This is a genomic window from Pseudomonas cucumis, assembly GCF_030687935.1.
Lineage (GTDB): Bacteria > Pseudomonadota > Gammaproteobacteria > Pseudomonadales > Pseudomonadaceae > Aquipseudomonas > Aquipseudomonas cucumis.
In genome coordinates, this window is record NZ_CP117454.1 from 3,757,974 (window position 1) to 3,779,168 (window position 21,195).

Below are 21,195 nucleotides of genomic sequence, written 5' to 3' on the forward strand. Positions count from 1 at the left end.
ATCCCCATGAAAAATACTCTGTTTTCACTGTTCGCCCTGACCGCTGCGCTGAGTGTGCAGCCGGCCATGGCCCAAGACGGCCAGGAACTGTTCAAGAGCAAACCCTGCGCCGCCTGCCATTCCATCGACACCAAGCTGGTCGGCCCGGCGCTCAAGGATGTCGCGGCCAAAAACGCTGGTGTGGCCGGGGCCGTGGACACCCTGGCCAGCCACATCAAGAACGGCACGCAAGGCAACTGGGGCCCGATGCCAATGCCGGCCAACCCGGTAACGGATGAAGAAGCGAAGACACTTGCAACCTGGGTACTGAGTCTCAAATAGCCAACTGGAGGGCGCCATGAAGGTTTATCGACACGCTGCGATTCTGGCGGCCCTCCTCCTCATTTGCGCAACCGCGGTTGCCGCGCCCGACGCCCAGCGTCAGGTACAACTCGAACACCTGCTGGCCCAGGACTGCGGCGCCTGTCATGGGCTGCACATGACCGGCGGACTGGGTCCCGAGCTGACCCGCGCAACGCTGGCGGGCAAGTCCAGGGACAGCCTGATAGCCACCGTCAGCCAAGGTCGGCCCGGCACCGCGATGCCCGGTTGGGCCCCGCTGCTCAGCCCGGATGACATCCGTTGGCTGGTCGATCTTCTTCTCCAGGGATACCCCGCACCATGATCCGTTCAACCCTGCTTTTAGCGGCGACCGGGCTGTTGTTGTCCGCCTGCGCTCAGTCACCCTTGCGTGGTACCGGCGATCTGGGCGTGGTGGTGGAGCGCGCCACCGGCAGCGTGCAAATCATCGAAAGCGACACCCGCACCGCACTGGCCCGTCTCGAAGGCTTGGGCGATCTGTCCCATGCCTCGGTGGTGTTTTCCCGCGACCAGCGTTATGCCTATGTGTTCGGCCGCGACGGCGGGCTGAGCAAGATCGACCTGCTGACCCAGCGCATCGATCAACGGGTCATACAGGGCGGCAACAGCATCGGTGGCGCGATCAGTCAGGACGGCAAACTCATCGCCGTGTCCAACTATGTGCCCGGCGGGGTCAAGGTGTTCGATGCCGAAACCCTGCAATTGGTGGCCGATATTCCGGCCACACCCCTGGCCGATGGCAGCAAGCGCTCACGGGTGGTCGGCCTGGTGGATGCGCCCGGCCAGCGTTTTGTGTTCAGCCTGTTCGATACCGGCGAGATCTGGACCGCCGATTTCAGTCAGGGCAACACGCCTCGGATCAGCCGCTTCACCGACATCGGCCAGCAACCCTACGACGCGTTGGTGACCCCGGATGGTCGCTATTACATGGCTGGACTGTTCGGCGAAGACGGCATGGCGCAACTCGACCTCTGGCATCCGGAGCGCGGGGTGCAACGAGTGCTCGGTGATTACGGACGCGGCCAGGCGAAATTGCCCGTCTACAAAATGCCGCATCTGGAGGGCTGGGCCGTCGCCGATCACCAGGCCTTCGTGCCCGCCGTCGGCCGTCATCAGGTGCTGGTGATGGATTCGCGCACGTGGCAGCAGACCGCTGCAATCCCCGTTGCCGGCCAACCGGTGTTCGTCACGTCGCGGCCGGACGGTCGGCAGCTGTGGGTCAATTTCGCCTACCCGGACAACGATCGGGTTCAAGTCATCGACAGCGAAACCCGTGCCGTGGTCGCCGATCTGCGGCCAGGGCCAGCGGTGCTGCACATGGAATTCACCGCACGCGGCGATCAGCTGTGGCTGTCGTTACGCGATGGCGATCAGGTTCAGGTCTGGGACCCGTACAGCCTGAAGCAACTGAGCACCCTTCCCGCCACCGCGCCGAGCGGCATCTTCTTCAGCAGTCGCGCGCAAAAAATGGGCTATTGAAATGAACCTCGACCTGCTCAGCCGCCAACTGATCGACCGCTTCCAGCACGGCATGCCGCTGTGCGCGGAACCGTACAAGGAGATGGCGCGGATTCTCGGTTGTCGCGTGGGCCAGGTGATGGCTTGCCTGGAAGAAATGGATCAGGCCGGCACCCTCTCACGGATCGGCCCGGTGTTCGAACACAGTCGCGCCGGGGCCAGCACCCTCGCCGCGCTCGCCGTGCCCGCCGAACGCTTGCAGCAGGTCGCCGAGCATGTCAGCCAATACCCCGAGGTCAACCATAACTACGCGCGGGAGCATTTCTACAACCTGTGGTTTGTGCTGACCGGCCCCGATCGCCAACACATCGACCGCGTTCTCGAACAACTTGAGAAAGACACCGGCCTCATGCCGCTGGATCTGCCGATGTTGACCGCATACCGCATCGACCTCGGTTTTGCTCTGGGAGAAAACTCATGAAGCCGGGATTGGGTCCGAAACAGGCACTGGCGCTACGTCGGCATCTGGAAGGCGGATTGCCGTTGGTATCGCGCCCCTACCAGGCCCTCGCCGAACGGATAAACGCCGATGAAAACCAGGTGCTCGCACAGATGCGCCAGTGGCACGAGCAAGGGCTGTTTCGCCGGGTCGGCCTGGTGCTCAACCATCGCGCGCTGGGTTTTACCGCCAACGCCATGCTGGTGCTGGATGTGCCGGACGCGCTGATCGACGAAGTCGGCCAGCGCCTGGGCCGGGCGCACGGCATTACCCTCTGCTATCAACGACCGCGGCGCCTGCCGCAGTGGCGCTACAACCTGTTCTGCATGGTTCATGGCCGTCAACGTGAGCGGGTCGAAGCGCAGATCCAGGCATTGCTGGAAGAACACCTGCTGAGCGACCTGCCCCACCAACTGCTGTTCAGCACTCACGCGTTCAAACAGTGCGGCGGACGCTTTGCCCCCTCACCAACCGGAGCCCCCACCCATGGATGACCTCGACCGTCGGCTGATCAACCGCTTGCAACTGGGCCTGCCGCTGGTGCGCCACCCGTGGCAGGCACTGGCCGCCGAACTGGAGAGCAGCAGTACCGAACTGCTCGACCGCCTCCATGAATTGCTGGAAAACGGCATGCTCACGCGCTTCGGCCCGATGTTCGACATCGAACGCCTCGGCGGGGCCTTCACCCTCGCGGCGCTGGCGGTGCCGGAGGAGCGTTTCGAAGACGTCGCCGAGCAACTGCAGGCCCTGCCGGAAGTGGCGCACAACTACCGACGCGAACACGCCTGGAACATGTGGTTCGTGCTCGGCTGCCCGACCGAACAAGGTATCGCCGAGACCCTGCAACACATCGAAACCCTGACCGGCCTGCCGCTGCTCAACTTGCCCAAAGAGGAGACCTACCATGTCGGTCTGTACTTCCCGGTCTGAAGACACCCTGGCCCAGCGTCTGATCGAGCTGACCCAGGCCGGCCTGCCATTGCTGGACGACCCGTGGGCCTGGCTCGCCGAACAGCTGGGGCTGAGCATCGAATCCACCCTGGATTTGCTCAAGCGCTTGCAGGCCGAGGGCGCCATCCGGCGCATCGCCGCCGTCCCCAACCACTATCGCCTGGGCTATCGCTTCAACGGCATGACGGTCTGGGATGTCCGCGACACGGACATGCCGCGCCTTGGCGCACTGATCGGTGCGCAGCCCTTCGTCAGTCATTGCTATCGACGCCCGCGCCGAACCGCGTGGCGCTACAACCTGTTCGCCATGGTCCATGGCCGCAGCCGCGAGGAAATCGACAGCTACCGCGAACACCTGCGCTACTTGCTGGGCGACGCCTGCGCCGCCGACGAGATGCTGGTGAGCAGTCGCATCCTGAAAAAAACCGGTTTGCGGCTACCGCCAGTGCCACGCTGAACACGCGCTGGTTCAAGGAGAGTTGCATAAGGAGATTTGCATGTTGAGGATCAGCCAATACCTGCGTGCCCTGACCGGCCAGGCGCCTGCCCCCAGAACCAGCCCACCGGGCAGCAACCGGCCGCCGGTGGTGATATGGAACCTGCTCAGGCGCTGCAACCTGACCTGCAAACACTGTTACGCCACGTCCGCCGACAGTGTCTTTCGCGACGAACTCGATACCCCCGCCGCACTGACCGTGATCGACGATCTGCACGACGCCGGCGTGAAGGTGTTGATTCTTTCCGGTGGTGAACCGCTGTTGCGCGACGATCTGTTTGTGCTCAGCGCCTACGCCCGCAGCAAGGGTTTCTTTGTGGCGTTGTCCACCAACGGCACGCTGATCGATGAGCAGAACATCACGCAAATCCGCGCGGCGAATTTCGACTATGTCGGGATCAGCATCGATGGTCTGGAAGCCACCCATGATGCCTTCCGCCAACTCAAGGGCAGTTTCGCCAGTTCCATGCGGGCGATCCGCCTCTGTCGCGAACAGGGTATTCGCGTCGGCCTGCGCACCACTCTGACCCAAGAGAACCATCAACAATTGCCCCAATTACTGGCGCTGATGCGCGAGTACGACGTGCAGAAGTTTTATCTGTCGCACCTCAACTACAGCGGTCGCGGCAAACGCAGCCGCAAGCTCGACGCCCGGCAGCAGATGAGCCGCGAAGCGATGACGCTGATATTCGAGCGGGCCTGGGAAGATATCCAGCAGGGTCGCGACAGCGACTTTGTCAGCGGCAACAACGATGCCGACGCGATTCTCTTGTTGCAATGGGTGGGCCTGCATCTCCCCGAGCATTACCCGCGCCTGGAAAACATGCTCCGAGCCTGGGGCGGCAACGCTTCGGGCAGCGGCATCGCCAACATCGACAACACCGGCGAGGTACACCCCGACACCTATTGGTGGCAGCACTCGGTGGGCAACGTCCGGCACACGCCGTTTCGCACGCTCTGGCTGGACCAGCCGGACACCTTGTTGCAGCAGCTGCGTGTGCATCCGCGCGCCGTCGGTGGCCGTTGTGGCCAATGCCGCTGGTTGGATATCTGCAACGGCAATACCCGCACCCGTGCCTGGGCCGAAGGGGATCTCTGGGGCCAGGACCCCGGCTGCCACCTCAGCGATGAAGAAATCGGTATGCCGCCATTAATGACCATCCCTTGCGTCATGCACTGAAGCATCCGCCTGGCGAGGCATCTGGCAAAGAATAGAGCCCGCCCACCTGATGAAGAACCAAGGACGTCCCATGCACCCATCGATTGTTTTACCGGCCGCACTTGCGTCCCCATTCAGACCGGGCGAAGTGGCCTTGGTCGGCGCCGGCCCCGGCGATCCACGCCTGCTGACCCTGCGTGCCTGGAGCCTGTTGATGCAGGCCGACGCCGTGGTTTACGACCGCCTGATCAGCCCCGAGCTGCTGACGTTGATCCCCCTCACCTGCGCCCGGCATTACGTCGGCAAGGCCAGCGGCTGCCACAGCCTGCCCCAGGAACAAATCAACGAACTGCTCGCCGACCTCGCCGATCAGGGGCAGCGCGTGGTCCGGCTCAAAGGCGGCGACCCGTTCATATTCGGCCGTGGCGCCGAAGAGCTGGAGTACCTGCTGCAACGCAACATTGACTGCCAGGTGGTCCCGGGCATCACCGCCGCTTCCGGCTGCAGTGCTTACGCTGGCATTCCGCTGACCCACCGGGACCTGGTCAACTCCTGCCGTTTCATTACCGGGCATTTGCAGCGCGATGGTGAGTTGCAATTGCCCTGGAGCAGCCTCGCCGACAGCAGCCAGACCCTGGTGTTTTACATGGGGTTATCGAATCTGGGGATTATTGCCCAGCGCTTGATCGAAGCCGGAATGCCCGCCGATACACCGGCGGCGCTGATCAGCAATGGCACACGTCCCGACCAGCACGTCGCGCGAGGCATGCTGCACCAGTTACCAAACCTGGCGCTGGATTGCCCACCGGGCATTCCGACGCTGACGGTGATCGGCAAAGTGGTCGATCTGTTCGCGACCCAACAGCAGGAATACCCGGCGCGCTTTTACTCCGCTCCGGTGTTGCAACGCCACGGTAAGGTGGCGATATGAGGCGCATGCTGCTTGCCCCATTGTTATGGATCGGCGCGGCCCATGCCGGCGCAACGGTTCCATCCTCCGACGCAGCCGCCGACCTCTACCAACAACATTGCCAGCGCTGCCATGGCGCCAACCGTTTCGGCGGTACGGGGCCGGCCTTGCTGCCGGAGAGTCTGAGCCGGATCAAACCCGATGAAATCCGCAGCGTCATTCAGAACGGCCGCCCTGCGAGTCAGATGACCGGGTATGCCAATGTATTCAGTCCGGCACAGATCGACGCGCTGGTGGATTACCTTCAGCAACCACCCGCCACCCCGCCCACCTGGAATAACGATGACATTCGCGGCAGTCATTCCATTCTCGCCGATATCAGCAAACTGCCCGACACGCCCCGACATGGCGCCGATCCGCTGAACCTGTTTGTGGTGGTGGAAGCCGGCGACCATCACATCGACATCCTCGACGGCGACCGTTTCGACGTGCTGGCGCGGTTTTCTTCACACTTTGCGGTGCATGGCGGGCCGAAGTTCTCGCCGGATGGACGCTTCGTCTACGTCGCCTCACGCGATGGCTGGGTCAGCCTGTACGACCTGCACAACCTGAAGCTGATCGCCGAGGTCCGCGCCGGACTCAATACCCGCAACCTGGCGGTGAGCAAGGATGGCCGCTGGGTGCTGGTCGGCAACTATCTGCCGGGTAATCTGGTGGTGCTCGATGCCCGCGATCTGTCACTGGTCAAAACCATCCCCGCAATTGGCCTGGACGGCACCGCGTCACGGGTGAGCGCGGTCTACACCGCTCCGCCACGGGACAGTTTCATCGTGGCGCTCAAGGATGTGAAGGAAGTCTGGGAGTTGTCGAGCGCCGGCACACCGGACTTCGAACCACGACGGATCCAGGCCGAGGATGTGCTGGACGACTTTTCCTTTTCACCGGACTACAAGCAACTGCTGGCCACATCGCGCAAGGCCAAGGGCGGCCAGGTGATCGACCTCGACAGTGGCAAGGTGGTCACCAACATACCGTTGCCGGGCATGCCGCATCTGGGGTCGGGGACCTACTGGAAACGTAACGGTGAGTGGGTGTTCGCCACGCCGAATATCAGCAAGGGACTGATCTCGGTCATCGACTTCAAGACCTGGAAACTGATCAAGGAAATTCCGACCCTGGGGCCGGGCTTTTTCATGCGCAGTCACGTCAACTCGCGGTATGCCTGGACCGATGTGTTCTTCGGGCCGGACAACGATGCGATCCACCTGATTGACAAACAGACTCTGGAAATCGCCCATACCTTGCGTCCGATGCCTGGTAAGACGGCTGCCCATGTTGAGTTCACTCGGGATGGTCGCTACCTGCTTTTGAGTATTTGGGCCAATGAGGGTGCGCTGATTGTTTATGACAGCAATACCCTTAAGGAGATCAAGCGACTGCCGATGAACAAGCCGTCGGGCAAATATAATGTGGGGAACAAGATTGAGTTTGTGGAGGGGACTTCGCATTAGATCTTGGGCTTGGGCTTGGGCTTAGGCTTGCGTGTATATCCGTTTCTGCGGTAACGGCGACTTATGGTTCCGCCCTTACGGCGGGTCACTTTCGAAAAGCGCGAAAGTAACCAAAGCGCTTTTGCCCCTTTCGTTCGGTGCCTCGCCCAGGCTCGCCATGCCCTCGCTCCGGTCCTGCTCCATGGGCCCGCCGCCATCGGCCATCCATGGCCGGGGGCGGCTACCGCGGCATCCCTGCCGCGGTGCCCACTGCGCAGAACCTCCTCTCGGCCTCTCGAGGGGGCGTGCACCGCAACAGCACTGCGAGGCGGCCTACCGGCCGGCCTTATTTCGGGTTGTGTACACCCTGATGATCGTTCCCACGCTCCGCGTGGGAATGCATCCCGTGACGCTCTGCGTCACAAGTGCGCAGGACTCAAGTCTTGCGTCGCGAGCGGAACGCGGAGCGTCCCCGGCGGCATTCCCACGCGGAGCGTGGGAACGATCAGTGTGGGAACGGCTCCTGTTGCTTGGCTTTGCTTTGGCTTTTGATGCTGATCTTGACCTGCCCCGTCGGAAGGCCGAACGCAGGTTCTGCGCAGTGGGCACCGCGGCAAGGATGCCGCGGTAGCCGCCCCCGGCCATGGATGGCCGATGGCGGCGGGCCCACGGAGCAGGACCGGAGTGAGGGTATGGCGAGCCTGGGCGAGCCACCGTACGTCAGGGGCGAAAGCGTTTTGGTTACTTTGGCGCTTTTCCAAAGTGACCCGCCGTAAGGGCGGAACCAATAGTAGTCGTTACCGCAGCAACGGATATGTACACCATCAAAACCTCACCCAACACGCCGCTTTCGCAGGCAAGCCAGCTCCCACAAGGGTCCGGGAACATCCGCAAAATTGTGAGCTCACCCATCACCCCAAGGTATAACCGTTATCAACCTTCCAGTCCTGCCCATAGACACCCCGTGCGCCTTGGGACAGTTGAAAAATAATCACATTGGCCACCGCCGACGCATCAAGAAAATGCCCCGGCAGCAGACGCTTGCCAAGGGTATCAGCGACATCATCGAGCTCACCGTCGCTCAACCCCAGGTTGTCCCACATCGAGGTCGCGGTCGGCCCCGGCGAGACCAGATTGATGCGCACGTCATAACGCGCAAACTCCACCGCCAAGGTGCGTGCCTGAGCCGCCAGCGCGGCCTTGCTGGCAATGCAGGCAGCCAAACCGGGAAAGCTCGAACCGGTCAGAAAACTACCGACAAACACCACCGAGGCCGGGTTCGCCAACTCACCGCGCAACGCCGCCAGGGTGTTCAACGCGCCGGCACCGTTGACCGCCCATTGGCGCTCGAAGGCCGGCATGTCCAGGCTGTCGGCCATTTCGGCAATACCCGCGTTGGGCACCAGATAATCCACCCGCCCAAGCGCCGCCGCCCGCCGGGCCAGCTCTTGCAAGTCCTCCTCGCGCGTGACGTCCCCGGCGCACCATTGCAGCCGTTCACCGTAGATCTGTTGCAAGGTCGGCAAATCACCGGCAGTGCGTGACATCGCAAGCACCTTGACGCCACGTGGCAACAGCGCGGCGCACAACGCCAGGCCAATTCCGGAGCTGGCGCCGGTGATCACCGCCAAACGATCCTGAAACTCGGTTTGCATCATGTTCTCCTGGGCATCGTGAATGCCAAGCACTGGGGACGTTGTGAGCCCCTATCTTTGAACAGGCGCAGAAATACTGACTTGACGGCGATCACTTTTCTCGGTGGCACGCCGATCAATGAGTCGAGTGCGACATCGCTGGCTGCTGCTGAAGTACCGCCTGATCGATATCACTGAACCGCAGCACACGACCGCCCTGGTCGGCGGCCAGTTGTTCCGCAGCCTGCTGGCTGGAGAAAGACGCCAGCACCACGCCCATGGCGCCTTTGAGTTGGGTGCCGACCACGTAAAAAGCATCCTTGGCATCAATCAGATGGGCATCATTGGGTGCGTTCCACGGACTGCGGCCCATGTCGTGGACATACAACCGGGCCTCGCCATGATGATTTTCCGGTTGCAGCCACCAACCGATCATCTCCGCCGTGGAGCAGAATTTCTTGATGCCGCTGCGCTCGACCACTTCGCCCTTGGGCCCGGGGAAGCCGTCGATGATCATGCCGCAAACATGGCATTCATCACTGGGATGAAAAGCAGCGGCGGCATCGCTGTAGGTGGTTTGCACCGGCTTGTCACAGGCCGCCAGCAGCAGACAAACCATCAGGCCCGCCACGGCGCGTACCGTCGTCGAATACAGATTACTCATCGTCAGATGCTCCAAAAACCAAGGTGTGAATTCATGTCGCCCGTCGACGGAACAGCAACCAGGCCAAGCTCAAAGGCACCGCCACCCACAGCAACAGGCACAACCAGAGCATCGAGCCCGGCACAGGCAAATCGCTGCCCAGGGTCAGCACGCCAGCACTGCCGGCGCCGGGCTCGAAACCGGAGAGATTGATCAGGCGATAGACATCGGCGGGGTTGAGCAGCAATAACCAAGGCAGCACCTTCGGGTTGAACTGCCCTTCGCTGAGCACCAGCAGTGCCAGCAGCGCCAGGTCGAATACCAGCACGAAGAAGAACCACACCCCCAGCGCCAGCCCGGCAGCCGTGGATTTCTCGGCAGACACACTGCTCAGCACATAGGCCAGCCCAAGAAAGCCCCAGCCCAGTAACGTCGACGACAGCATGAATCGTCCAAACGCCCAGAGCAGCAGGTTCAGTTCGACGTCCTCCACCAGCACGGCAATCGCGAGCATTGCGCAGCCGAAACCGATGAGGGTCGCCAGCGCCAGGATCAACCCGTGGCCGACAAACTTGCCGAGCAGAATGTGCCCGCGCCCCAGTGGATAGGTCAGCAACAGTAGCAACGTGCCGCTTTCGTCTTCGCCGACGATGGCGTCATAGGCCAGCAGCAAGGCAATCAGCGGCATGAGGAATGTCGCCAGGCTGGCGAGGCTGGCGATGGTGGCGGGCACCGAGGTGAAACCCAGTTGCCCGGAAGCTGCCGCACCCAACCAGGCGATGCCGGTCGCCAACACCGCGAACAACAGGCTGATCGCCAACAACCAGCGGTTGCGCAAACCGTCGTTGAATTCCTTGCGGGCCATGTTCCAGATCGGGTTCATACGGTCTCTCCACTGGGGGTCGCACCAGCCCGGCCCATGTAATAGCGGTAGATGTCCTCCAGGGACGGCGGGTCGATTTCCACGTCGGCCGGCTCATGTTCATTGAGCAATTGGCGCAACAGGTCCAATTTGTTGCCATTGAGCGCAGCCACTTCAAGGCCCTCCACGCCCCAGCGCTGGGTGACGTGCCCGGCGTTGTTCCAGGATTGCTGCAACGGCCCGGCGTGCTTGAGCCCGTTGGCGCGAATCAGCGTCGGCAACCCGGCTTCCTCGCGCAGGCTGCGCAGACTGCCGAGGGCCAGCAGACGCCCCTGGGTCAGAATCGCTGCACGGTTGATATGCGCCTCGACGCCCGGCAATACGTGGGAACAGAGAATGATGCTGGTGCCCTGGCTGCGCAGCCGGTCGAGCAACCGATAAAGGTCTTGAGTGGCGATGGGATCGAGGCCGACGGTCGGCTCGTCGAGCAGTAACAAGCGCGGTTCGCCGAGCAAGGCTTGCGCCAGTCCCAGGCGTTGGCGCATGCCCTTGGAGTAGGTCTTGACCCGTCGATGCGCCGCACCCGCCAGGCCGACTTCCTCCAGCAACACGTCCACCTGCGCGGGCGCTGCGCCTTTGAGTCGGGCGAAATGCCGCAAGGTCTCCTGGCCGCTCATCTGCGGATAAAAGGTCACGTTCTCCGGCAAATAGCCCAGCAAACGCCGAACCTGCGGATCACTGGGCATGCGACCGAACACCCTGACCGATCCTTCACTGGCCTGGAGCAGACCGAGCACCAGTTTCATGCTGGTGGTCTTGCCCGCGCCGTTGTGCCCGAACAAGCCGAGCACTTCGCCTTCGCCCAGGCTCAGGTTCAACTGATGCAACACGGTGGTGTACCCATAGCGCTGGCTGACGCCTTCCATGTCGATGACGTTCATGCGGTGGGCTCCTGGGTCAGGGGTTGCGTGGTGGGATTCATCAGTGGATGGCTGTCCAGGACGCCCGGCGATTTCATCACCGGGAAGGCCCGTTGCACCCAACGCAGCAATTCGATCCCGGGGCTGTTCATTAACAGCCGCACCTGTGGGTACAGCCACAGCAAGCGGTCAACGTTGTCGTTGGGTTCATAGGCGATATCGCCCAGGCCATCGTTGTTGCGATCCCAGCCCAGGTAATCGCTCCAGTAATTGCCCCGGCCATCCGCCGACCATTCCTGCAAGCGGGTGGCGACGTATTTGACCTGCCGTTGGTTGCCGATAAACGCGTTGTCGGCGATGCGATTGTCTTCGGAGCCGGCGGTGAGGTGAATGCCCACAGCGCTGTGTTCGAAGTGGTTGTGTTCGATGGTATTGAACAGCGAGTTGTAGATGAACAGCGCTTTGCCTTCGGCGCCGCTGATCATGCTGTCGCCGGTCGAGCCGTCGCGCACGTCTGTGACGAAGTTGTCGCGCAAGGTTGAATAGGTGATGTAGTTCATCAGGATGCCGTAGTTCTGATCCTGTTCGGAGCGGTTGCCGATCACCGTGAGCTTGCGGCTTTGCATCAAGGCGTAGCCGGTGCGGGTGCGACGAGTCGTGTTGCCGATCAGTCGATTGTCGTTGGCGAACATGTAATGCACGCCGTAACGCAGGTCTTCCAGGGTATTGCCCTGCAGCAGGTTGCCGTTGGAGGTGTCGATGTAGATGCCATCGCGGGTGTCGCGCACCTGGTTGCCGATGACCCGGGCGCCATGCACCGCATACAGATGAATACCGTTGCCGCGATCCTGGGAGCGCAGCGCCGGATCCCCCAGGATGCGGTTGTCGATCAGGCTCGCATCCTGCGTACCGTCGACCCAGATACCAAAACCCTGACCCTGCAGGCGATTGCCTTTGATCACCGCGCCACGGGCCTTGGGCTGGAGAAACACCGCCGCATTCATGGCCGTGAGGTCGTGCCCCCAATCCAGAAAGGTGCAGCCCTCGATCCGCACATCGGGCGCACTGACGATCACCCCGTTGCCCTGCCCTTGCGCCTGAAATACCGCGCCGGGCTCGCAAACAATCTGCATCGGTTGATCGACGCTGAACGAGCCACGGTACTCGCCCGCCGGCAGGTGCCAGCGTTGTTCAGCATCAACCCGCAACGGCAAGGTGGTGATCGGTTGCACCGCCGCCAGTGCCCCGCCTGACATCAACAGGAGCACAAGGGCAATGGCCTTCACCGGGTTTTCCTTGAGATCGGTCATCGGCCCGCTCCTGTCGAATGCCAACCGTCAGGCCCGCTCGACCTTCATGCGCCCGACCATTTCCATGTGCAGCGCATGGCAGAACCAGCTGCAGTAGTACCAATGCAGGCCGGCCTTGTCGGCGGTAAAGGTGATGGACGAGGTTTGCTGCGGGCTGATCTCCATGCTGGCGCCATGGTTGGTCATCACGAAACCGTGGGTCACATCCTCGATCTGGTCGATGTTGGTGATGATCACAGTCACCTCGTTGCCCTGCTTGACGGTGAACTCGGTCAGGCCATAGGCCGGTGCCATGGAGGTCATGTAGACCCGAACATGATTGCCGTCGCGGATGACCTTGTTGTCGGTCTCCAGGTTGATCCCGTCTTTCTTGGCCAGCTCCACGGTGGCGGCGAAGAACGGGTCGTTGCGGCTCCAGATCTTTTGGGTCTTGATCTGGTCCCGGCGCGCGAGGATGCAATCGTGAGGTTCGGCAAACGCAGGGCCGTCGTGCACCAGCTTCATCTCATCGCCGGAAATATCGATCAACTGGTCATTTTCCGGGTGCAGCGGCCCGGTCGGCAGGAAGCGGTCCTTGGAGAATTTGCACAACACCACCAGCCACTTGCCATCCGCTTCACTGGTTTCGGTCAGCGAGGCGTGGTTATGGCCAGGCTGATACTGCACGTCGAGCTTTTGCTTGATGTAATTGACCTTCTCGCCCTTGTAGGCGCGTATCGCTTCCTCCATGTTCCACTTCACCACCTGGCTGTCGATAAACAGCGTGGTGTAGGCATTGCCGCGACCGTCGAAGGTGGTGTGCAAAGGGCCCAGGCCCAGTTCCGGCTCGGCAACGATAACCTCGCGAGGGTCCTTGAATTTATCGGCGAACAAGTCGTCCAGCCGGTCGATGGCGATCATCGAGACCGTTGGCGACAGCTTGCCGTTGGCAATGAAGTACTTGCCATCGGATGAGGTGTTGAGGCCGTGGGGGTTCTTCGGCACCGGGATATAGCGAGTGAACTCTGAGTCCTTGCCATCGGTTTTACGACCATCAACCACTGGCACTTTCGAATCTTCCAGGGTGATGAACTTGCCGGCCTTGATCGCGGCCTCGATGCGCGGGATGTTGAACACCACGACCCAGTCGCGCTCGTTGCGCATCATGCCGCCAAGATCGTAAGCCTTCTCCGAGTTGTAGCAGGTGGACGCCGCGTACTTGCCGGTGTAATCGGCGTCGGAGTTGTCCAGGTTGCCGTCGACGATCACCTGGAAAGCCATCTCCATTTTCTCGGCATCGATGGCATTGAACATGGTGAAGCTGTTCTTGTCTTGCAGGTCGAAGGTGCGGCCGTCATTGGGGTGCGGGATGACAAATTCGGCATTGGCGAACACGTATTTGGTGTAAGGCACTTTTTGCAGACGCAGGCCGTGAATGGCCTGCACGTTCGGCACCGTGAGGATCTTGTCGCACTTCATGATGTCCAGGCGAATGCGCGCGACCCGGGAGTTGGCCTTGTCGTTGATGAACAGGTATTTGCCGTCGTACTTGCCATCGGTCATGGAGATATGCGGGTGATGGCAATCGCCATTCTGGAACTTTGCACTGTCGCCCAGAATCCGTTTGCTTTCGTTGGTCAGGCCCCAGCCGGTGGCCGAGTCGACGTTGAACACCGGAATACGCATCAACTCGCGCATCGACGGCACGCCCAGCACCCGCACTTCGCCCTGATGACCACCGCTCCAGAAGCCGTAGTATTCATCCAGCTCACCGGGGCCGACATGGATTTTCGCCTGTGCATCCTTGACCGCCGCGGCCCACGACTCGCGGCTGAACACTGCGCCGCCGAGGGTCGTGGCCCCCGCCAGCACCGCACCGGTGACGGCACTGCTGCCCAGAAAACCGCGACGGCTGAGCCCAGCCTTTTCCTCTTCCGGCATGGCTTTTTTGGATTCTGTGTCAGTCATGTTGCGTACTCCTTGAAGAGATAAAACGGTCATTGCGCACGTGCGTTCGCGAGCTTCATTCAGTCGCCGGCACTTCCACGACAGGTATCAGTTGCACCGCCACGGGCGCCGGTTTGCCGCGCTTCTTGCGCTTGTTGATCAGCGGCGGGCATTTGTTTTCGTTGTGGTAGGTCATCTGGCAATCGAGGCAGTAGTGGCACTCGTTGGCATTGATCCGGCCATCGGGATGAATCGCCTGGATTTCGCATTCCTTGGCGCACAACTGGCAGGGGCTGCCGCATTCCTTGCGGCGTTTGAGCCAGTCGAACAGGCGTAATTTGGTTGGAATCGCCAGCGCCGCGCCCAAGGGGCAGATGTAGCGGCAATAGACTTTGCGCGTGAAAATGTTGATCACCAGCAGCCCCACCGCGTAGAGCACGAACCACCACTGGCGGTCGAACTTGAGGGTGATGGCGGTTTTGAAGGGTTCCACCTCGGCGAACAGTTCGGCGGTGGACATCGATTCCAGGGAAATACCAAAAAGCAGCAGCAAGATGATGTACTTGATCGCCCACAGCCGCTCATGCACCGCGAACGGCAATTCGTACTGGGGGACTTTCAATTTGCGCGCGGCTTCGTTGATCAACTCTTGCAAGGCGCCAAACGGGCACAGCCAGCCGCAGAACACGCCACGCCCCCACAACAGAATGCTCGCGGCGGTGAAAACCCAGAGCATGAAGATCAGCGGATCGGTGAGAAACAGCTCCCAGCGGAATTGCTCGAACAGCGCGTGCACAAAGGTCAGGACATTGACCACCGACAGCTGCCCCAAGGCATACCAGCCCAGAAAGACCACGGTAAAAAGCAAGTAACCACGGCGCAGCCAGTGCAGAAAGCGTGGCCGGCGGGTGAGTTTGTCTTGCAGGAACAGGATGGCCGTCAGCAGCAACAACGCACTCGCGAGTACGGCGATCTGGAAGTGTTTCTGGTACCAGATGGTCAACCACATCGGCCGGCTGGCTTCCTCGATGGCCGCCCGTTCTTCGGCACTGGGCGCAGGTCGCTCAAGGTAGGGCTCGGGCAGTTGATAAGGCAGTTCGAAGCTGCTGAAGGTGCCGCTGACCGGTCCGGTCTGACGCCGCACCAGCAGCTCCAGGGACCAGGGCGATCCCGGGTCGAATCCGGCCGGTTTGCGCACAATGAAAATTGACATTTCATTGAACTCGGGCATACCCTCGGCAAACACGTCGGAAAGCCGCTGATGGTCCATGTCGCGAAAGCTGATGACGTTGCCGAACTGGCGCAATTGCACCCGATCGAAAATCCCGCCGCGCACATAACCTGAACCTTTATAGGAAAACAGCCCGCGCCCCAGCACCGCGATGGCCTGCTCGCCGGGTTTGAGTTCCTGCATGAGGAAGCGATATTGATTGTCGCCCAGCAGCGCGCGGCCAATGGTCGGCGGGTTCAAGTCGGCGGTGTACAGCTCGATAAAGGTATCATCGACTTGATCCGGGCCGGCGTTGTCGACGCCTTCGGCTTCGGTGCCCTTGAAGGCGGCATCGACCTGCCCACGGGTCAGGTTCAACCGGCGAATGGCGCCGTTACCGGTCAGTTGCTCCCAGGTGGCGGGCTCGTAAAAATCCTGGCGCACGGTGGCGGGCTTGTTCACCACCCCGCCCTTGTCCTCGATGAGCTTCAGCGATACGGCCACCTCATGGGCGGCACGCATGATGACCTCGTTGACCACCATGGCGGTGACCGTTGCGCCGGCAATGGCATCCACGGTGACCGCGCTCGGGTCGCTGGAGTGGCCGACCACCACCCGCTGGCTGACCTTGATCCCTTTGTATCGGGCGCTGAAACCGTGGAGTTTTTCTTCGGGGATGCCGATCAGCAGAATCGGTTCGTGGTGCTCCAGCACATAGGCGTCCTGAATCACCCCGGCGGTGTCGAGGATCACCTGGGTGTTGATGGGTTTGCCCGAGTAAGCCGGAATGTCCACCACATCCAGGCTCTGGAACACATACCCGATGACCTTTCCGGCGGCGGACAGCGTGCGCACCTTGAACTTGCCTTCGGGTGCGGACACTGAATCGGTTTGCGGGAAAACCTTCTCGATGCGCTGCTGCTCGATGTCGCCGTATGATTTGGCCTGCACCGTCGCGAACATCGCGATCATCAGCAAGACCATCACCACTAGCCCGACGCTCCAGATGCGCAGATTGCCAGGTATCGAAGGCTGATGGATTGTCATGAGCTCGCTGATTTCAAAGGGGCTTGCGGCCATGTTAGGGAGCGTTGTGTGCCCCGCCCTTGATTGAAATCAACTCGATAAAATTCCTCGCGCCAGAGCGCCCGACGCCTCAAACGGTGCGGGAAAACCGGCCTTTTTGCTCCCCTCCCAGATAGGCGTCAAATGCCATCGCGGCACTGCGCATCATCAAATGCCCTTGCGGCAACAGCACTAATTTGTCGCTGTGAATCTGCAGCAGTCCGTCGCGCACATGCTCGTCCAGTTGCGCCAGCGAATCGGAAAAATACTCGGTGAAGCAAATGCCATGACCCGCTTCGAACTTGGCGAAATCGATCCTGCCGTGGCACATCAGGTCGCTGATCACCTCGCGGCGCAGCAAGTCATCGGCGCTCAAGCGGTAGCCTCGATGCACCGGCAACAAACCTTGATCGATACGGGCGTAGTACTGCGAAATCTCCTTGACGCTCTGGCTATAGCTGTCACCGACCTTACCGATCGACGACACCCCCAGGCCGATCAGGTCGCAGTCGGCATGGGTCGAGTAACCCTGAAAATTGCGTTGCAGGGTGCCATGGGTGCGGGCCCGCGCCAGTTCGTCGTCCGGCAAGGCGAAGTGATCCATGCCGATATAGACATAACCGGCTTCGGTCAGCCGGCGGATGGTCAGTTCCAGCAACTCCAGCTTGCGTTCCGGTGGTGGCATGTCCGCCGGGCGAATCAACCGTTGCGCGCGTACCAGCTCGGGTAAATGGGCGTAGCTGTAGGCGGCAATCCGGTCCGGGCGCAGGGCGATGATCTTGCCGAGGGTGACGTCGAAACTGTTCACGGTTTGCAGTGGCAGGCCGTAAATCAGATCGACGCTGATCGACTTGAATTGCGCCTCGCGCGCCGCAGCAACCAACGCATAAATCTGCTCTTCACTTTGCTGACGATTGACCGCTGCCTGCACGTCGGGATCGAAGTCCTGCACGCCGAAGCTCAAGCGGTTGAAGCCCAGCTGACGCAGCGACTGGATTTGCTCGGTGCTGATGGTGCGCGGATCGACCTCGATGGAAAACTCATGGTCATCGCTGTCGTCCATGTCGAACGCTTGGTGCAGGCAATCCATCAGGTCCGCCAGCTGTTCACGGGTCAAATACGTCGGCGTGCCCCCGCCCAGGTGCAGTTGCGTGAGTTTGCGCGTGCTGTCGAACAACGCGGCCTGCATGACGATTTCACGCTTGAGGTACGTCAGGTATTCGACCGCCCGATGGGTTTTCTGGGTAATGATTTTGTTGCAGGCGCAGTAGTAGCAAAGGCTCTTGCAGAACGGGATGTGGATATACACCGACAATGGCTTGGGCACCGCCGCCAGGTTGCTGTCGGAGGCGGCACGTCGATAATCGTCGACGGCAAACGCCTGATGAAACTGCGGCGCCGTGGGGTAAGAGGTATAGCGCGGCCCGGGGCGGTCATACTTTTCGACCAGGGCTCGATCGAAATCGAATGCAGGTTTCATGATCAATCAACTCGCGGGTGGGTTAATGCCTTGCACTGCCCGAATCCTTTTCAAACAGGTTGCAGATGGCATCCACTTCCGGCCGGCCGGCGGGAAGAATGCTGATGAAACGGTCCGACAATTCAATCAACCCGTCACGACTCAATTGCTCCAGCAATGGCCAGACAGATGCAAAGTACTTGGAGAAAATCAGCCCATAGCGCCGCTCGATGGCGCGGATATCCAGCTCTTGATCACACGCCAGGCGCTCCATGACCATGTGTCTTATCTGATCCCCCGCTTCGAAACGCCAGCCGCGAGACGTCGGCAATTGGCTCCGGTCCAGTTGCTGCTGATAGCGCTCGATTGCGTCGGTGTTTTGCGTGTACAAATCGTCGATCTGGCTGATCGCCCCCAAACCGAAGCCGATATGGTCGCAATAGCCGTGACGGGTAAAACCGTCACAGGTGCGACGCAACCGGCCCCGCTCCTGAGCGATTGCCAGATCATCATCGGGCCGCACAAACTGCCCCATCCCGATGTAGTGATAACCGGCGCCCATCAACTGTTCGAAGCAGATCTGGCGCATCGCGCCTTTATCGTCCTGGCTGCAGGGTTCTCTGACCTGGTCGCCGAGCATCGGCCGATAGCGGCGTGGTGGCCGTGCATAGTCGAACACCATCAGCCTGTCCGGCTCCAGCTCGATAATGGTCGTCAGTTTCAGCGCGAAACTTTCTGGCGTCTGCCAGGCATGGCCAAAACCCAGATCGACGTTGATGGATCGATAACCAAAGGTGCGGGCGGCATCGATCAGTGAATGAACGGGCGCCGGGTTCTGGTAACAGGTCACGGACATGTCACAGTCACTATCGATATCCGGAACGCCAATGCTGACATGATTGAACCCCTGGTCGCGCAACGCGCCCATGGTCGACCAATCGGTATGGTGAAGGTCGACGTCGACACTGTAGTCGCCGCATTCGTGTTCGAGGAAGTTGAACCGGCCACGCAGATGATTCATCAGCCGCTCGAGGTGAGCGATGGTGGGTGTTCCGCCACCCAGATGAAATTGTTCGACCCGCTGCTCCGAGCTCAGGTGGCAACCGACGAGGTCGATCTCGTGTTCCAGGCGCTGGAGGTACTGTTCGATATCGCCATGCTCACAGGAGGCATCGCGCGGGGAACAGAAGGACGGCTTGAGCCGCGACGGCAGCTGCACGTTCAGCGCTATCGGGCGTCGTTTCTGGCGGCTGACGCGCAAGGCTCGAAGCAAATCCAGAGAGCCGATGCCGTCATGAAACTTTTGCGTATCGGCATGGCAGTTGGGGTCGAGTACGCCCTGATCGCACCGAGCGATCAGATCGCCGGGGGCGTGAGAAAAATCGAGCATGACAGGTCTCCGAGACTGGCTGCGGATCAACAGTGTCCGGGATTGGCGATCAATGCTCCTTGACTTGTATCAAGCGCAAGCCAAGTGCTTGCACGGCTGACGTTGCGGCAAGGCGGCTCACCACGTCAGGTAAAACATCCCCTTGGCCAGCAACACGATGAGGACCATATGGCAGAACACACTGCCATGGATGAAATGCAGGTATCGAGCGTTCATTCGGCCGCTTTTGAACAGAAACATAGCGGCCAGAAAATGCAGGAGCACGCTCACGGCGACCATGATTTTCAATAGCAACAAGGTGCTGAACGATGAGGTCAGTGGCGTTGCAAGGACGGGCAGATAGCGCAGCCAGACCATGCCCAGCCCCGCGCCGAACAATACCAGCAGCACCCACGGCATCAGGGTACGGGCTCGGCGGCCAATACCTTCCTCGACCAGCAGCATTACTTTGGCGGGCAATTGTTTGCGGATGCTTTCCAGGAACAGGACTTCGAAGAACACCGTGCCGATAAAGATCAGGGCGGCAAACAGATGAAAGGTTAGAAACAGCGGATAGAGCATGACTTTTCGCCCTCAGTTCAGCTGTCGGTTTCTGCGAAGAATACAGAGCAGCTCGACTCAGGCGGTTGACATCAATCAAGAAACCCGCGAATGCCGGATACGCCCTGGCAGCGGGTTGCGAACACGATCATCTTGAAACTATTGTCTAAGCTTAAGCTTCAGCATGAGGGCTTAGCCATGTGCGGACGACTTTCGCAGTATCGAGGTGTTCATGAGTTCGTGGCGGCGCTGAGCATGCCTAACGCCTTGGTCAACAATGCTGGCGATCAGCCGCTCGAGTTCTACAATGCCGCGCCGTCGACTCAGCTCGCCCTCTTCCACGAGGAAAGCGGCATGCTGCACGCCGACAGGGTTCGTTGGGGCTGGCGACCGCGCTGGGCCAAGGATCACGCAACACCGATCAATGCCAGGGTTGAGAAAGTCGCCCACGACCCATTCTTCAAGGAGATATGGCCGCACCGGGCAATTATTGCCATCGACAACTGGTTTGAATGGGTTTACGAGGGCGGTCCGAAAAAACAACCTTACCTGATTCGTCGCAAGGATCACGCGCCGATCCTGTGCGCCGCCATTGGTCAGTATCCAAGGTACGAAAAGGAGCCGGATGAGCATGACGGCTTCGTGATCATCACCGCGGACAGCGAGGGCGGCATGGTGGATATTCACGACCGGCGGCCAGTGACGCTCAATCCCGAACTGGCCCGGGAATGGCTTGATCCGTACACGCCCAAGGAGCGTGCCGAACAGATAATCCTGCAGCAACGCGAACCTTGCGATGCCTTCGAATGGTTCAAAGTGGACGTGGCTGTGGGCAATGTGAGGAACCAGGGCTCAGAACTGATAGAGCCTATCGCCGGCCTGCGCACATGACCCGCCCGCTCAGACTCACCCT

21 protein-coding genes are annotated in these 21,195 nt (G+C 60.7%); 11 read left to right on the plus strand and 10 right to left on the minus strand.

Annotation, left to right across the window (positions count from 1 at the left end):
• The first annotated feature begins 6 nt into the window (after nt 1–6).
• The 10 genes from PSH97_RS16905 to PSH97_RS16950 all read left to right on the plus strand — a co-directional run bounded on the left by PSH97_RS16905 (nt 7) and on the right by PSH97_RS16950 (nt 7,344).
• Nucleotides 7–321, plus strand: coding sequence for a c-type cytochrome (locus tag PSH97_RS16905; RefSeq protein WP_063340230.1), 315 nt, complete (start codon nt 7–9; stop codon nt 319–321).
• A gap of 16 nt (nt 322–337) precedes the next feature.
• Nucleotides 338–664, plus strand: coding sequence for a c-type cytochrome (locus tag PSH97_RS16910; RefSeq protein WP_305445905.1), 327 nt, complete (start codon nt 338–340; stop codon nt 662–664).
• Entirely contained in the window at nt 661–1,839 is a 1,179-nt protein-coding gene (locus PSH97_RS16915) for a cytochrome D1 domain-containing protein (RefSeq protein WP_305445906.1), read from the plus strand. The genes PSH97_RS16910 and PSH97_RS16915 overlap by 4 nt, the downstream gene beginning before the upstream one ends.
• A gap of 1 nt (nt 1,840) precedes the next feature.
• Nucleotides 1,841–2,299, plus strand: a complete 459-nt coding sequence (locus PSH97_RS16920) for an Lrp/AsnC family transcriptional regulator (RefSeq protein WP_305445907.1) — start codon at nt 1,841–1,843, stop codon at nt 2,297–2,299.
• Nucleotides 2,296–2,811, plus strand: a complete 516-nt coding sequence (ahbB, locus tag PSH97_RS16925; RefSeq protein WP_305445908.1) for a siroheme decarboxylase subunit beta — start codon at nt 2,296–2,298, stop codon at nt 2,809–2,811. Before PSH97_RS16920 ends, ahbB (PSH97_RS16925) begins: the two co-directional genes overlap by 4 nt.
• Nucleotides 2,804–3,247 (plus strand): Lrp/AsnC family transcriptional regulator, encoded by a 444-nt coding sequence (locus PSH97_RS16930; protein ID WP_305445909.1) that lies wholly within the window; start codon nt 2,804–2,806, stop codon nt 3,245–3,247. Before ahbB (PSH97_RS16925) ends, PSH97_RS16930 begins: the two co-directional genes overlap by 8 nt.
• Nucleotides 3,222–3,725 carry a siroheme decarboxylase subunit beta gene (ahbB, locus tag PSH97_RS16935; RefSeq protein ID WP_305445910.1) on the plus strand — a complete coding sequence of 168 codons (504 nt, stop codon included), beginning with the start codon at nt 3,222–3,224 and terminating at the stop codon, nt 3,723–3,725. The genes PSH97_RS16930 and ahbB (PSH97_RS16935) overlap by 26 nt, the downstream gene beginning before the upstream one ends.
• 40 nt (nt 3,726–3,765) lie before the next feature.
• A complete protein-coding gene (gene nirJ, locus PSH97_RS16940) occupies nt 3,766–4,944 on the plus strand; it encodes a heme d1 biosynthesis radical SAM protein NirJ (RefSeq protein WP_305445911.1) in 1,179 nt (392 codons plus the stop codon).
• Between the two features lie 70 nt (nt 4,945–5,014).
• Nucleotides 5,015–5,854, plus strand: coding sequence for a uroporphyrinogen-III C-methyltransferase (cobA, locus tag PSH97_RS16945; protein ID WP_305445912.1), 840 nt, complete (start codon nt 5,015–5,017; stop codon nt 5,852–5,854).
• Complete coding sequence (locus tag PSH97_RS16950) at nt 5,851–7,344, plus strand: nitrite reductase (RefSeq protein ID WP_305445913.1); 1,494 nt, start codon at nt 5,851–5,853, stop codon at nt 7,342–7,344. The genes cobA and PSH97_RS16950 overlap by 4 nt, the downstream gene beginning before the upstream one ends.
• Nucleotides 7,345–8,234: 890 nt before the next feature.
• Here PSH97_RS16950 and PSH97_RS16955 read toward each other — a convergent pair.
• From PSH97_RS16955 to PSH97_RS17000, 10 genes are all read right to left on the minus strand, one after another.
• Nucleotides 8,235–8,978: an SDR family NAD(P)-dependent oxidoreductase gene (locus tag PSH97_RS16955; RefSeq protein ID WP_305449818.1), complete on the minus strand. Its 744-nt coding sequence runs from the start codon at nt 8,976–8,978 to the stop codon at nt 8,235–8,237.
• A 115-nt stretch (nt 8,979–9,093) separates the two neighbouring features.
• Nucleotides 9,094–9,621 carry a nitrous oxide reductase accessory protein NosL gene (locus tag PSH97_RS16960; RefSeq protein WP_305445914.1) on the minus strand — a complete coding sequence of 176 codons (528 nt, stop codon included), beginning with the start codon at nt 9,619–9,621 and terminating at the stop codon, nt 9,094–9,096.
• A gap of 31 nt (nt 9,622–9,652) precedes the next feature.
• Nucleotides 9,653–10,483, minus strand: a complete 831-nt coding sequence (locus PSH97_RS16965; RefSeq protein WP_305445915.1) for an ABC transporter permease — start codon at nt 10,481–10,483, stop codon at nt 9,653–9,655.
• Entirely contained in the window at nt 10,480–11,403 is a 924-nt protein-coding gene (locus PSH97_RS16970) for an ABC transporter ATP-binding protein (RefSeq protein WP_305445916.1), read from the minus strand. Before PSH97_RS16970 ends, PSH97_RS16965 begins: the two co-directional genes overlap by 4 nt.
• Nucleotides 11,400–12,692, minus strand: a complete 1,293-nt coding sequence (locus PSH97_RS16975) for a nitrous oxide reductase family maturation protein NosD (protein WP_305445917.1) — start codon at nt 12,690–12,692, stop codon at nt 11,400–11,402. Before PSH97_RS16975 ends, PSH97_RS16970 begins: the two co-directional genes overlap by 4 nt.
• Nucleotides 12,693–12,719: 27 nt before the next feature.
• Nucleotides 12,720–14,639: a TAT-dependent nitrous-oxide reductase gene (gene nosZ, locus PSH97_RS16980; RefSeq protein ID WP_305445918.1), complete on the minus strand. Its 1,920-nt coding sequence runs from the start codon at nt 14,637–14,639 to the stop codon at nt 12,720–12,722.
• 55 nt (nt 14,640–14,694) lie between these two features.
• Complete coding sequence (gene nosR / locus PSH97_RS16985) at nt 14,695–16,875, minus strand: transcriptional regulator NosR (RefSeq protein ID WP_305445919.1); 2,181 nt, start codon at nt 16,873–16,875, stop codon at nt 14,695–14,697.
• Between the two features lie 109 nt (nt 16,876–16,984).
• A complete protein-coding gene (gene hemN, locus PSH97_RS16990; protein WP_305445920.1) occupies nt 16,985–18,373 on the minus strand; it encodes an oxygen-independent coproporphyrinogen III oxidase in 1,389 nt (462 codons plus the stop codon).
• Between the two features lie 22 nt (nt 18,374–18,395).
• Nucleotides 18,396–19,742 carry an oxygen-independent coproporphyrinogen III oxidase gene (locus PSH97_RS16995; protein WP_305445921.1) on the minus strand — a complete coding sequence of 449 codons (1,347 nt, stop codon included), beginning with the start codon at nt 19,740–19,742 and terminating at the stop codon, nt 18,396–18,398.
• Nucleotides 19,743–19,859: 117 nt separating this feature from the next.
• Nucleotides 19,860–20,303, minus strand: coding sequence for a CopD family copper resistance protein (locus PSH97_RS17000; RefSeq protein WP_305445922.1), 444 nt, complete (start codon nt 20,301–20,303; stop codon nt 19,860–19,862).
• 177 nt (nt 20,304–20,480) lie between these two features.
• On the opposite strand from PSH97_RS17000, the gene PSH97_RS17005 reads away from it, so the two are divergent.
• Nucleotides 20,481–21,173, plus strand: coding sequence for an SOS response-associated peptidase family protein (locus PSH97_RS17005; RefSeq protein WP_305449819.1), 693 nt, complete (start codon nt 20,481–20,483; stop codon nt 21,171–21,173).
• Nucleotides 21,174–21,195: the final 22 nt, after the last annotated feature.